General features: G+C 69.5%; 10 protein-coding genes. 4 read left to right on the top strand and 6 right to left on the bottom strand.

Annotated elements, in window-relative coordinates; genetic code table 11:
* Nucleotide 1: 1 nt before the first annotated feature.
* From otsB to FFS72_RS03035, 5 genes are all read right to left on the bottom strand, one after another.
* Nucleotides 2-3,712 carry a trehalose-phosphatase gene (otsB, locus tag FFS72_RS03055; RefSeq protein WP_137872560.1) on the bottom strand — a complete coding sequence of 1,237 codons (3,711 nt, stop codon included), beginning with the start codon at nt 3,710-3,712 and terminating at the stop codon, nt 2-4.
* 134 nt (nt 3,713-3,846) lie between these two features.
* Nucleotides 3,847-4,356 carry a hypothetical protein gene (locus FFS72_RS03050; protein ID WP_137872559.1) on the bottom strand — a complete coding sequence of 170 codons (510 nt, stop codon included), beginning with the start codon at nt 4,354-4,356 and terminating at the stop codon, nt 3,847-3,849.
* Nucleotides 4,353-4,919: a hypothetical protein gene (locus tag FFS72_RS03045; protein ID WP_137872558.1), complete on the bottom strand. Its 567-nt coding sequence runs from the start codon at nt 4,917-4,919 to the stop codon at nt 4,353-4,355. The genes FFS72_RS03050 and FFS72_RS03045 overlap by 4 nt, the downstream gene beginning before the upstream one ends.
* Nucleotides 4,920-4,957: 38 nt before the next feature.
* Nucleotides 4,958-5,701, bottom strand: coding sequence for a TVP38/TMEM64 family protein (locus tag FFS72_RS03040; protein WP_137872557.1), 744 nt, complete (start codon nt 5,699-5,701; stop codon nt 4,958-4,960).
* On the bottom strand, nt 5,695-6,492 hold the full coding sequence (locus tag FFS72_RS03035) for a PaaI family thioesterase (protein WP_137872556.1): 798 nt from the start codon (nt 6,490-6,492) through the stop codon (nt 5,695-5,697). The genes FFS72_RS03040 and FFS72_RS03035 overlap by 7 nt, the downstream gene beginning before the upstream one ends.
* 116 nt (nt 6,493-6,608) lie before the next feature.
* Between FFS72_RS03035 and mutA the strand changes: the two genes are divergently transcribed.
* The 4 genes from mutA to FFS72_RS03015 are packed head-to-tail and all read left to right on the top strand — an operon-like array spanning nt 6,609 to nt 12,324.
* Nucleotides 6,609-8,489, top strand: coding sequence for a methylmalonyl-CoA mutase small subunit (gene mutA / locus FFS72_RS03030; RefSeq protein ID WP_137872555.1), 1,881 nt, complete (start codon nt 6,609-6,611; stop codon nt 8,487-8,489).
* On the top strand, nt 8,486-10,738 hold the full coding sequence (gene scpA, locus FFS72_RS03025; protein ID WP_137872554.1) for a methylmalonyl-CoA mutase: 2,253 nt from the start codon (nt 8,486-8,488) through the stop codon (nt 10,736-10,738). The genes mutA and scpA overlap by 4 nt, the downstream gene beginning before the upstream one ends.
* Nucleotides 10,725-11,720 carry a methylmalonyl Co-A mutase-associated GTPase MeaB gene (gene meaB / locus FFS72_RS03020; RefSeq protein WP_171018539.1) on the top strand — a complete coding sequence of 332 codons (996 nt, stop codon included), beginning with the start codon at nt 10,725-10,727 and terminating at the stop codon, nt 11,718-11,720. Before scpA ends, meaB begins: the two co-directional genes overlap by 14 nt.
* Nucleotides 11,721-11,739: 19 nt before the next feature.
* Entirely contained in the window at nt 11,740-12,324 is a 585-nt protein-coding gene (locus tag FFS72_RS03015) for a C40 family peptidase (RefSeq protein ID WP_249353089.1), read from the top strand.
* A gap of 17 nt (nt 12,325-12,341) precedes the next feature.
* Here FFS72_RS03015 and FFS72_RS03010 read toward each other — a convergent pair whose 3' ends face one another.
* Nucleotides 12,342-13,112, bottom strand: coding sequence for a BPL-N domain-containing protein (locus FFS72_RS03010; RefSeq protein WP_249353088.1), 771 nt, complete (start codon nt 13,110-13,112; stop codon nt 12,342-12,344).
* Nucleotides 13,113-13,120: the final 8 nt, after the last annotated feature.

The following is a 13,120-nucleotide window of genomic DNA, read 5'->3' as shown; positions in this document are numbered from 1 at the left end:
GTCAGTCCAGGGTGACCGTCTCGCCGGGCCGCAACTCTCTCACCTGGCCGTGACACATGATCGTGATCGGTCGTTGATGGCCGGCCCCGGACTGCACAGTGACCTTGCGTCCGCTCACGGTGAGCCACAGCTGGTGCCCCCGATACTTGATCGGAAACTCCAGATCGCCGAGGTTCTCCGGCCAGTAGGGTGCGAAAACCAGCATGTCGCCACGGGTTTCGAGTCCGGTGAAGCAGCGCTGCAGCAGATCGACACTGCCCGCCATCGCCGCGAGATGGATACCCTCGGCCGTCGTGCCGCCCTGGATGTCGCTGATGTCGGATGCGAGGACGCTCTCGAAGTACTCCAGCGCCTGGTCGCGGTTGAGGCGGGCCAGGACCCAGGAAAGTACCACCGCACTCAGGGTCGAACCATGTGAGGTCCGGGCGACGTAGTACTCGACGGTGCGCGCGATGTCGTCGGGGCCGAGCCGATATCCGAGCCGCCCGAACAGATCTCGCAGTTCGTCGGCTGAAAGGAGGTAGAACAGCATCAACACGTCCGCCTGTTTGGACGCGCGGTAGCGGTTGACGTCGTCGCCCTCGGCCTCGAGGATGCGGTCGAGTCGTCGCATGTCTCCGTAACGCTGCCGGTAGCCGTCCCAGTCGAGTTCGAGCAGATCGCCGTAGCCTTCGAACTGGCTGATCACTCGATCGTGGAACGGTACGAACATGGACCGGGAGATCGCCTCCCACCGGGCCAGCTCCGGCGCGTTCAGGTGCAGGCTGTCGAGAAGTTCGGTGCGACGAGGATCGGCGACGGCATCGAGTGAATCGAGGGCACGCAGAATCACCCATACCGCCATGACATTGGTGTATGCGTTGTTGTCGACTCCGTCGTACGGCGCCTCCGGATAGCCGGAATGGAACTCGTCCGGGCCCATCACTGCGCGGATGACGAACCGGGACCGCGACCGGTCGAAGGACGCGAGGCTGGCGAAGAACCGGGCGATCTGGAGCAACATCTCGGCGCCGTAGTTGGCGAGGAACTCGAGGTCGTCGGTCATCTGGTAGTACTGCCACACGTTGTACGCGACCGCGATTCCGATGTGGTGCTGTCGCCAACTCGCGTCCGGAAGCCACCGCCCCGAGCTGGGATTCAGGTGCAGTTGCTGGCTCTCCTCCCGGCCGTCGCTGCCCGACTGCCACGGGAACATCGCGCCCCGGTGCCCGGCGGCGCGCGCCGCGCGACGGGCCTCGGGCAGTCGGCGATACCGGTAGCGCAGCAGTGATCGGGTCAGCTCCGGCGCCCGCAGCGTCAATACCGGGAACACGAACAGCTCGTCCCAGAAGATGTGGCCCCGATATGCCTCCCCGTGCAATCCGCGGGCCGGGATACCCGCGTCCAGGTCGGCAGTGTTCCGGGAGACGGTCTGCACCAGGTGCACGAGGTGGAACCGGAGGAGTCGCGACGCCTCCGGTCGGCTGGCGATGTCGATGCCGATCCTGTCCCACAGGTGCTCCCACGCCAGGGCGTGACCTGCCAGGAGCTCCTCGAACCCCTCCACCCCTGACAGCAGGCGTTGCGCCTCGTCGTCGGGATCGGACACTGCGTGGTCGCGCCCGGTGAACAGGGTTGCCGTCTTGTCCACCGTGACGGATCGACCGGCCTCGAGTTCGAGCGAGATGTCGTGGCCGGCGACGCCGTCGGTGTCGAACCATCGGCGCCGGGACTCGCACGGCCCACCGTCACGGAGAATCACGGTCCGCGCCGCGAGCGCGATCGGTACGCGGGACTGGTTGGTCTCGACTGTCAGCAGGACCGAGTCCGGCGGCAGTTCGGTCGCCTGTACGCGGCTCAGGTGATCGGAGGCCAGGTCTCGGTATCGGTCGACGAGGGTATTACGCACCGATCCGTCCACCGCTGAGCGGAATTCGATGGTTCCCGACCAGTCCTCGGCCACGACGGTGGTCTGCAGCGCGCAGACGTGGGGGCGATGCATCGCGACGAACCGTCGCTGGAGGACCGCGGTCGTCCGTCCCTCGGCATCGCGGAATCGGAGTCGTCGGGTGAGAACCGCCCGGCGCAGGTTGAGATTCTGGTGGTGCTCGAGCAGTTCGACCTCGTCGACGTCGAACCAGGGCCCGCCGTCGATGCGGAAGGTGAGCGGCAACCAGTTCGGTACGTTGACCATGCTCTCGTTGGAGATGAGGACGCCCTGCCGTTCGTCGCGCAGGCGGTTGAAGAGTCCGGCCACGTAGGTGCCCGGATAGTGGGTGGGACCCGCTGTCGCCTCGGGTGCGCAACCGCGGGTTGCGAAGTAGCCGTTGCCCACCGTGCACAGTGCTTCGCGCAATTTCTCGGCTTCCGGAACGTAGCCGTCGAAGTGCAGGATCCAGCCCCCGTCCCGGGATGAGGTCGGCGAGTCCCGTTCCACGTTGCCGGCGAGCCGGTGCAGCAGTTCGCGCACCTGGTCCGGGCCATCGACGGCGAACAGCGCAGCCGACCGCCGATTTGCGGCCTCCGCGCTGCGCACCACGATGCCGACGCCCTTGGCGGGCAGTGAATCGAACGCGTCCTCGTCGGTGAGATCGTCACCGACATGGATCGGGAGGAGCGCGTCGACGTCGACCGGTGGGCAGAGGGGGTCGGTGCCCTCGCTCGAAGCGTTGATGCGATCGAGGATCCACTGCAGAGCCCGGCCTTTGTCCCAGTTGACATCGGGACGCAGTTCGATCACCTTGCGGCCGAGTGTGATCCGGAGTGCGTCCTCGCCTGCACCGACTTCGTGCACTGCGCTCGTGACCTCGTCGACACGATCGGCGGGCACGTTCCGGTAGTGGACGGCGACGGTGAACCGCTTGGGTTCCACCAGCGCCCCCGGGACGTGACGGAGACTTTCCTCGAGCACCCGCGTGACCCGCTCGAGCGCGGGCGTGGCGGCCAGCGCGACCGGATTCTCGTACCTCTCGCCGGTGGGGCCGAGGAGGTCGAGGCCGTGGCTTCCCCCGTACCAGATGCCGGGAACACCCACCCGGGCCCGGATATCGGCGAGATCGCGACCACTGATCACCGCGACGGGGCACTGGGCCGCCAGCCGAGTCAGAGCGGCGGCGGCGCCGTCGACGAGCACGGCCGCCGCCGGGTCGGGCACGATATCGGCCAGTGTGCCGTCGAAGTCGAGGAAGACCACGGGCCGGCGGACACACAGCGGTGCCGCGAGCTCGTGGCGGTCCGTCAGGGCAGGCGGAATGTCGGAAAGGCGGCGGTCACCGGCGCGGAGTTCGACGTCCGAGGCATCCGCGACCACCACGTGGGCGCCCCGGCGCAGTAGCTCGTCCACGCGGCGCGGGTCGCGGTCGACGCCGATCACCAGTGCGAAACCGCTGCGGCGTGCCTGTGCGATGACATCCGGGGCGGTGGCGACGAGGACCGCGTCCACGGTGGAAGCGCCGAGGCGGGTCACGGTGTCCTCCGGTGCCGCCTCGACCACCCGGACCGGAATCCGGCGCGTGACCTCCGCTGCCTCGGGACCGCCTGCGGCACCGTCGCTCGCAATCACGGCGCACGGGACACCGGAGCGCTGGAACCGGTCGATCAGGGCAACGGTTGATTCCACGCAGCGCGCCCCGTCGACGGAATCGATCGCGAGGTCGAGGTCGAGAGCGACGGCGTGATGCCGTCGCAGATCGATCACAGGTCGAACCGAGCCCCCGGTGTGCGCATCCGACATGCGTATCGCCTGCTCTCCGAACGGATCACGGCCCTTGGTCAGGGTACGTCGGTCCGGGCCTCGTTGGGAAGAACATCGCTCGGAAGTGCACTGTTGGTGACTGCGCCGTTGGAGGTGACGGGTGGGCGAACGAATCAGGTGATGAGGGCCTGCGCGACACCGGTCACGGCGACCGCCCACAGCACCGAGGTGAAGGTGCCGATGATGAATTGTTCCGACGCGTGCGGCTCACGTAGTTCGGGATAGCGGGCCAGTCCCTTGACCGCGAGGACGATCGCCAGACCCTCCGGCCACCCGGCGAGGATCGCGACGGCGACCGCGACGCGTTCGAGGACGCCGATGGTGCGCCCACCGCGCAGCGGCCCCTCGTCCGGGCGGGCACCGGACTCGGAACGGCGGCGCGCGATCCGGAAGGCCGCGAGCACCACGGGAGCGCCGCCGGTCGCGGCGGCCGCCACCGCGATGACGAGGGTCGCACCGAGGGCGAAGCCGGTGACGGGGCGTGTTGCCGTCGCGGCGAGGGCGCTGCCTCCGAGTGCGAGCGTGGTCACGACGGGTGCGATCCAGGTGGGGATCCGTTTGGCGGACAGGACGAGCGGTGCGATCGCCGCGACGGCGAGCAGGATCAATGCCAGTGCTGTCATCGGTCGGCTGCCTCCAGCAGTTGCGCGGCGAGCGGGCGGCCCGCTTCCTCGGCCTGCCAGCCTGCCACCGACAGTCGTTGCGACATGGCCTGTTTGCTGATTCCCAGGTGGGCGGCCGCGTCGGACTGCGTCATGCCGGTCCGCATCGCGTCGACGGCCGCTCGTCCGGCATCGGAGCGGCGGGTGATGGTCGCGGACAGGAGCATGAGGGCGGCTTCGGCGCCGGGGGATCCGTCGACGGCGATGGCTCCCGGAATGTTCTTGGCGCGTTCGACGGCACGGCGGGCCGCTTCGAAGGCGGGTCCGCGGCCGGCGCGGGTGCTCTCGGGGAGTGGCTGTTCGACCGGGCCGATGCCGATGCCGACGCTCCAGTGGCCGGCGGCAGCGGCGTCGAGTGCGATGTCGACCACGAGTTCCGCGTCGTCGGTGACCGCCTGGGCCTCGTCGCCGGCGGTGCGTTCGAATGGGCGGAGCAGTGGCCGGTCGGCGTAGTGGGCCAGCAGATCCGGGATGCGGTCGACGTCGCGGCGGCTGCGACGCTGGTCGATCGTCAGCACGAACATCGGTCAAGGCTAAAACCTGGATACTGTCCAGTCAAGGTTTAGGACTTGATGTCACTGTGTCCAGTGTGAAGGCCTGACGCGGTACGCGCCTCGTCGAGAGTCAGCTCCGGTGCCGCGGGGACCCCGAGCCGAGCGTCCACGACGAGCCCGACCACGCCGAGCAGCAGGCACGCCGCCGACACCGCGAGGAGCGCGGGAGACGTGTCGCCGCCGATCGCGTCGCCGAGCACCACCACGCCGATCGTCCCGGGGACGATGCCGACCATCGTCGCCAGGATGAAGGGCCAGAACCGGATCGACGACAGCGCGGCGCAGTAGTTCGTGATCGAAAACGGCACCGGCGCGATCAGCCGCAACGATCCGACGGCCAGCCAGCCGCGGCGGGCCAGCCTGTCGTCGATCTTCTGCACCGCAGGATGCGTCAGATGCGCCGCGACCACGTCCCGGCCCACGGCTCTGACCAGGAGCAGTGCGATCGCGGCGCTGACCGTCGTCGCGCCCGCGGCCAGGGCGATGCCCGCCACCGATCCGAACAGAAGTCCCGCCGCGAGGGTGAAGACCGTCCGAGGTACCGGAGCGACCGTCACGATCGCGTGCACGACGAAGAACGTCACCGGGAACGCCGGTCCGAGCGAGTCCGACCACTCCCGCAGCTGGTCGACCGTCGGCAGAGGGACGAACAGTGCCGCCGCGCCGAGCGCGAGCAGCAGCACCGCGAGCAGCAGCACCTTGGGGTTACGCAGCAGTCGGACGGCGGAGTTCAGCACGCCGGAGTTCAGCACGCCGGGGAGGCGTCGGGGTCGCGCCGCAACGTCACGGCGGCCGTCGAGCATTCGCGGCCCGCAGCGTCGAGCGCGACGACCCGGACCATGCACACCCGGCGCCCGTCGCGGACCACCGTGGCATCGAAGACGGTCGTCGCGTCGACGGGAACCGGCCGGAAGAAATTCACCTTCATCGACGCGGCGCGCATGGAACCGCCCGCCGCCGCGGTGGCGGCGACGTCGTGCGCACACGTCAGGACGCCGCCGTGCATCATGCCGATGGCGTTGACCAGATCCTGGTTGGGGGGAACGGTCAGGCGCGCGCCGCTGTCGGTGCTCTCGACGGTCCCGCCCAGTGCGTCGGTCGGGTCCGACGCTCCGGCGGAGAGGGGCGCAGGTGTGATCTCCGTCGCAATGGGGCGGGACTGTGTGACCCCGTCCACGAACGAGCCCCACAGTGTTCCCCTCGCGACGAGGGCGCCCGCGGAGTCGACGATCCGGGCGGATGCCAGGCCGCCGTCACGGTCGAGCACCTCGACCGCGCCCTCCGCGGTCAGATAGGGGCCCTGCCACCCGGTCGGCCGTACGAAATCGACGGACAGTGTGGCGCTGACCAGGCCGTCTCGCTCGCCGCGGCGGTGAAAGAGGGTGAACCCGAGGATGTCGTCGACGAGGACGCCGAGAGCTGCGGTGGCCGCGGGCCCGTCGCCGAGGGTCATCGTCATGCGATTGACGTCGCCGTCGCGGACCGCCCGGCTCACCCCGAACAGCGATTGGGGGGTGCGGCCCAGCTCGGTGGCGATGCTCATGCCGTGAGGTTACCGAACGTTAGATTGAGCCAGCGGATCGTGCTCGCCGGGGCGGGGTTAGCATCACACGCACAATGACCATGTCCGAAAACCGAGAGGAAGCAGACACCGTGCCAGTGTCACCCGCTTCACAGACCGAGGAGGCCGCCCGCGACCACGCGGCGTGGCAGCAGGCGGTGGCTGCGGTGCTCGCGAAGGCCCGCAAGGTCGACGTGTCCGAGCTGCCCGCAGATCCGGAGCACCTCCTCGACACCGTCACCTACGACGGCGTCACCGTCACCCCGCTGTACACCCGCAGGGAGGAAACCGCCGAGGCTCCGCTGCCGGGCGTGTTCCCGTTCGTCCGCGGACGCGACGCGCACCGCGACGTCAACAGCGGATGGAAGGTCAGCGCCGCGTTCGGCGCCGACGAGAGCGACGCGAAGAAGATCAACGAGGCCGTCCTCGACGGGCTCGAGAACGGCGTCAGCGCCATCTGGTTGAACGTCGGCGGCAACGGGCTGTCCGCCGACGCTCTCGATGTCGCGCTCGGCGGTGTCCTGCTCGACCTCGCGCCGCTGACCCTCGACGCCGGAGCGGCCACCGCCGCGGCGGCCGAGAACCTCTACGCGCTGATCGACGCGCGTGCCGCGGCCGGTGACGGCGTCACCGACCGAGCCGCGATCACCGTCGCGCTCGGCGCGTCCGCGCTCACCGATCGCTACTCGGGTGCGGACGGGGTCGACCTGGCCGCCACCGTCGCGCTCGCCGGGGCAGCGGCCGACCGCGCCGAGACGGTTCGCGCAATCACCGTCGACGGCACCGCATTCCACAATGCGGGTGCGTCGGATGCCGAGGAGCTCGGTGCCGCCGTCGCCGCGGGCCTGGAATACCTTCGCGCTCTCACCGATTCGGGTCTGACGATCTCGAAGGCACTGGGGCAGGTCGAGTTCCGCTTCGCGGCGACCGACGACCAGTTCCAGACGATCGCCAAGCTTCGCGCAGGCAGGCAGCTGTGGGCACGCGTCGCGCAGGTGTGCGGCGCGAGCGAGTTCGGCGGCGCACCGCAGCATGCGGTCACCTCCGCCGCGATGATGGCGCAGCGCGATCCGTGGGTGAACATGCTCCGCACCACCCTCGCGGCGTTCGGCGCCGGAGTCGGCGGCGCGGATTCGGTGACGGTCCTGCCGTTCGACGCCGCGCTGCCCGAGGGCAGCGTGGAGACGTCGAAGTCGTTCGCGGCCCGCATCGCCCGCAACACCCAGCTGCTGCTGCTCGAGGAGTCGAACCTCGGGCGCGTGCTCGATCCGGGTGCGGGCTCCTGGTACGTCGAGGACCTGACCTCGCAGATCGCTGCGAAGGCGTGGGAGTTCGTGCAGCAGATCGAGGCCGCAGGCGGATACGCCGCAGCCCTCGACGCCGGCGTGATCGCCGAGCGCATCGCCGCCACCCGCGACAAGCGTGACTCCGACATCGCTCACCGCAGGACCGCGGTCACCGGTGTCAACGAGTTCCCCAACCTCGGCGAGACCCCGATCGCGGAGGGCGATTCGCCGCTCGCCGGTGTCGCCCGCTACGGCGCTGCGTTCGAGGCGCTGCGCGACCGGTCGGACCGTTTCCTCGCCGAGCGCGGCCACCGGCCCAAGGTGCTGCTCGCGGCGCTCGGCCCGGTCGCCGAGCACAACGGACGCACCACCTTCGCCGCGAACCTGCTCGCCTCCGGCGGCATCGAAGCGGTCAACCCCGGCACCCTCGACCTGGCCACCGTCGCCGGGATCGTCAAGGAGTCGGAGACCACCATCGCGGTCCTGTGCGGCACCGACAAGCGGTACGGCACCGACGGCGTCCCCGCGGTCGACGCACTGCGCGCCGCAGGCATCGAGACCGTCCTCCTCGCGGGACCGGAGAAGACGTTCGCCGACGCGCAGGGCGCGGATCGGCCGGACGGCTTCCTGACCGCTCGTATTGACGCAGTGTCGGCGCTGACCGGTCTGCTCGACACCCTGGGAGCGAAATGAGCATCACGCACGACATCGGCAGCTTCGCCGACGTGCCGCTGACCGACCCGGACTTCCCGGCACCCGCCGCGCCGACCGAGGCCGAGACCGCCGCACACATCGAGGACGCCGCCAAGGCGAACAACTACGCAGCCGAGGACGTCGTCTGGTCGACGCCCGAGGGCATCGACGTCAAGCCGGTGTACACCAAGGCGGACCGCGACGCCGCCGAGGCATCGGGCTACCCGCTCGACAGCTTCCCCGGTGCCGCGCCGTTCCTGCGCGGCCCGTACCCGACGATGTACGTCAACCAGCCGTGGACCATCCGGCAGTACGCCGGCTTCTCCACCGCCGCCGAGTCCAACGCCTTCTACCGCCGCAACCTCGCGTCCGGTCAGAAGGGTCTGTCGGTCGCGTTCGACCTCGCGACGCACCGCGGCTACGACTCGGACCACCCGCGCGTGCAGGGTGACGTCGGCATGGCCGGTGTCGCGATCGACTCGATCCTCGACATGCGCCAGCTGTTCGACGGCATCGACCTGTCGCAGGTGTCGGTGTCGATGACCATGAACGGCGCCGTGCTGCCGATCCTGGCGCTGTACGTCGTCGCCGCGGAGGAGCAGGGCGTCGCGCCCGAGCAGTTGGCCGGAACCATTCAGAACGACATTCTGAAGGAGTTCATGGTCCGCAACACCTACATCTACCCGCCGAAGCCGTCGATGCGGATCATCTCCGACATCTTCGCCTACACCAGCGCGAAGATGCCGAAGTTCAACTCGATCTCCATCTCCGGCTACCACATCCAGGAGGCGGGCGCGACGGCCGACCTGGAGCTGGCGTACACCCTCGCCGACGGCATCGAGTACATCCGCGCCGGTCTCGACGCGGGCATGGACATCGACAAGTTCGCGCCGCGTCTGTCGTTCTTCTGGGCCATCGGCATGAACTTCTTCATGGAGGTCGCCAAGCTCCGCGCCGGGCGTCTGCTGTGGGCCGAGCTGGTCGAGAAGTTCGAGGCGAAGAACTCCAAGTCGCTGTCGCTGCGCACCCACTCGCAGACCTCCGGCTGGTCGCTCACCGCGCAGGACGTCTTCAACAACGTCGCGCGGACCTGCGTCGAGGCGATGGCCGCGACCCAGGGCCACACCCAGTCGCTGCACACCAACGCGCTCGACGAGGCGATCGCGCTGCCGACCGACTTCTCGGCTCGCATCGCGCGCAACACCCAGCTGCTGCTGCAGCAGGAATCGGGCACCACCCGGCCGATCGACCCGTGGGGCGGCTCGCACTACGTCGAGTGGCTCACCAACGAGCTGGCCAACCGGGCGCGGGCGCACATCGCCGAGGTCGAGGAGGCCGGCGGCATGGCGCAGGCCATCTCCGAGGGCATCCCGAAGCTTCGCATCGAGGAGGCCGCGGCCCGCACCCAGGCCCGCATCGACTCGGGACGGCAGCCGCTGGTCGGCGTCAACAAGTACGTGCCGGACGAGCCGGACAGCATCGAGGTGCTCAAGGTCGACAACACGAAGGTGCGTGCCGAGCAGCTCGCGAAGTTGCAGCAGCTGCGTGCCGAGCGCGACGAGGCGGCCACCCAGGCCGCGCTCGCCGAGCTGACCCGCGCCGCCGCCAGCACCGAGGGCGGCATGGAGAACAACCTGCTCGCCCTGGCCGTGAACGCGGCCCGCGCCAAGGCCACCGGCGGAGAGATCTCCGATGCGTTGGAGAAGGTGTACGGGCGTCACCAGGCCGAGATCCGGACCATCAGCGGTGTGTACCGGGACGAGGCCGGAAAGTCGGAGAACATTTCCAGCGCAATCGAACTCGTCGAGAAGTTCGCGGAGGCCGAGGGCCGTCGCCCGCGCATCCTCGTCGCGAAGATGGGCCAGGACGGACACGACCGCGGCCAGAAAGTGATCTCCACCGGCTTCGCGGACATCGGATTCGACGTCGACGTGGGACCGCTGTTCCAGACCCCGGAGGAGGTCGCCCAGCAGGCGGCCGACGCCGACGTGCACATCGTCGGCGTGTCCTCCCTCGCCGCCGGTCACCTCACTCTGGTGCCCGCGCTGCGGGAGGCCCTCGCGTCGGTCGGTCGCCCCGACATCATGGTCGTCGTCGGCGGCGTCATCCCGCCCGGTGATTTCGACGAGCTGTACGAGGCGGGCGCCGCGGCGATCTTCCCGCCCGGAACGGTCCTCGCGGACGCGGCGGTCGGACTGCTGACGAAGCTGGCAGATCAGTTGGGACACGATTCGGTTGCTGCCGACTAGTCGTCCGCCACTGGATCTGACCGCTCTCGGGGATGCGGTTCTCGCCGGCAGGCGGGGGGAGATCGCGAAGGCGATCACCCTCGTCGAGTCGACCCGGACGGATCATCGGGAGCAGGCGCAGCAGCTGCTGCTACGCCTGCTCCCGCACGCCGGTGGTGCCATCCGCGTCGGCATCACCGGGGTCCCCGGGGTCGGCAAGTCCACGACCATCGAAGCCCTCGGGATGTATCTGATCTCGTTGGGGCACAAGGTCGCCGTGCTTGCGGTCGACCCGTCGTCCACCCGGACCGGCGGCTCGATCCTCGGCGACAAGACCCGCATGCAGAACCTGTCGGTCGAGCCGAATGCGTTCATCCGGCCGTCCCCGACCTCGGGCACCCTCGGCGGCGTCGCCAAGGCGACCCGCGAGACGATGGTGCTGATCGAGGCCGCCGGGTACGACGTGATCCTGGTCGAGACGGTCGGCGTCGGGCAGTCCGAGGTGACCGTCGCGAACATGGTCGACACGTTCACCTTCCTGACCCTGGCCCGCACCGGTGATCAGTTGCAGGGCATCAAGAAGGGTGTGCTCGAACTCGCGGACATCGTCACCGTCAACAAGGCGGACGGCAAGCACGAGCGGGAGGCCAAGGCAGCGGCTCGGGAACTCGCGGGCGCGTTGCGGCTGATCTACCCGCACGACGCGCTGTGGAAGCCACCGGTGCTGACGATGAGCGCGCTCGAGAACACCGGCGTCGACAAGTTCTGGGACGAGGTGCTGCGGCACCGCAAGGTCCTCGGCGACGCAGGCGAACTCGAACGCAAACGCCACCAGCAGCAGGTCGACTGGACATGGTCGATGGTCCACGACCAGCTGCTGCGCCGCCTCGACACGGATCCGGCGGTCAAGGCGATCCGCGGTGACGTCGAGCAGCAGGTCCGCGACGGTTCGCTGACCGCGGCGCTCGCCGCACACCGGATCTTGGAGGCATTCGACGAGTAGAGCTCTGGGGAGGGCGACAGTGGAAGCGAGTCGGACGGTGTCGCCCACCGAGAGGTCCTCGGGCCGAATCCGCCTGCGGCCGGTGCTGGTTGCGGCCGGACTGCTCGCGGCCGTGACCGGTGCGGTCGTGGTCCCACCGATCCTGGCCCGCTCGACCGCCGACCAGATCGACCGCCTGTCCGCGCAGGAGATGACCGAGGAGTCGGCTCCGCCGGAGGAGGCCGAGCTCGACGTCCTCGTCACGTCCGCCTCGAGTCCGGCGGGGCTGGCGGCACTGGCCGCCGCCTACACACAGGAGGGCAAGCCGTACCGCTGGGGCGGAACCGGCCCCGACGAGTGGGACTGTTCGGGCCTGGTGCAGTGGGCATTCGGGCAGGCCGGGGTGGTCCTGCCCAGGGTGAGTGAGGACCAGGCGTTGTTCGGTGAACCCATCCCGGTGGAGGAGATGGCGCCGGGGGACGTGATCACCTTCCGTGACGCGGCCGATCACGTCGGCATCTACGCGGGAGACGGGCAGGTGTTCAACGCCTACGACGAGGATGTCCCGATCGGTCTCACCGAGCTCGCCGAACTGCCGCCGATCCACAACGTGCAGCGCTTCTGAAGCGTGGGGCCTGCTGGTCAGCGCTGCATGGCGGTTGCGACGAGATCGTGGCCGAGGTCGAATCGGATGCCGTCGGGATTGGTCAGACCCGTTCCGGTGTACCAGGATTCGTCGGCCTCCGGGTGTGGACCGACGAGTCCGACGCGCCCACGTCCGTACGGGGTGACGACGGCTGCGACCTCGCTGTTGGGGTAGCGCGCCAGCACCGTCGCACCGACCGCGTCCCAGTCGTCGTGGGGGACGGCGAACGCCGTGCCGTCCTGGAAGTACATGTGCCGCTCCTGGTCTCGCCAGCTGACGGAGACGACGGTGTCCTCGGTGTCGTGGATGGTCGCGTCGTCGGTGCCGATGTACTGCCGTACCCGACCGGGGAACAGACGGTAGCCGGGGTCGTCGCCCGCGAGGTACGCGCCGAGGCAGAATCCGAGGTAGGTGCCGCCGCCGGCGACGAAGTCACGTAGCTGGGGTGCGTAGTGGCGCGTGTGCCGCCATCCCCGGGCGAGACTCCCGCCGCCGGGCTGCGCGTACGCGGCGGCCCCGGCGAGCGATTCGGGAGTGACGTCGACGTCCTCGTCCGGTCCGCAGTACACCGGACGCAGCGGAGTCGGCGCGGTCGCGAGCAGGTCCGCCACCGATTCCGCGCACCCCGAGCAGGTCGCGGGTCCGCGGTAGACGAGCGCGACCGGTCGGTCGTCGGGATCGCCGACCAGACCTGGCACCGTCAGTGCCGCCGCGGCACCCGCCAGACCGAGGCCCGCCGCGCCGATCAGGAAGCGGCGCCGTGTCACCGGCACTC

The sequence above is a fragment of the Rhodococcus sp. Q genome (assembly GCF_005503035.1).
GTDB lineage: Bacteria > Actinomycetota > Actinomycetes > Mycobacteriales > Mycobacteriaceae > Rhodococcus_G.
Note: the sequence above shows the minus strand (reverse complement) of the source record. Positions and strands in the feature narration are given on the sequence as shown.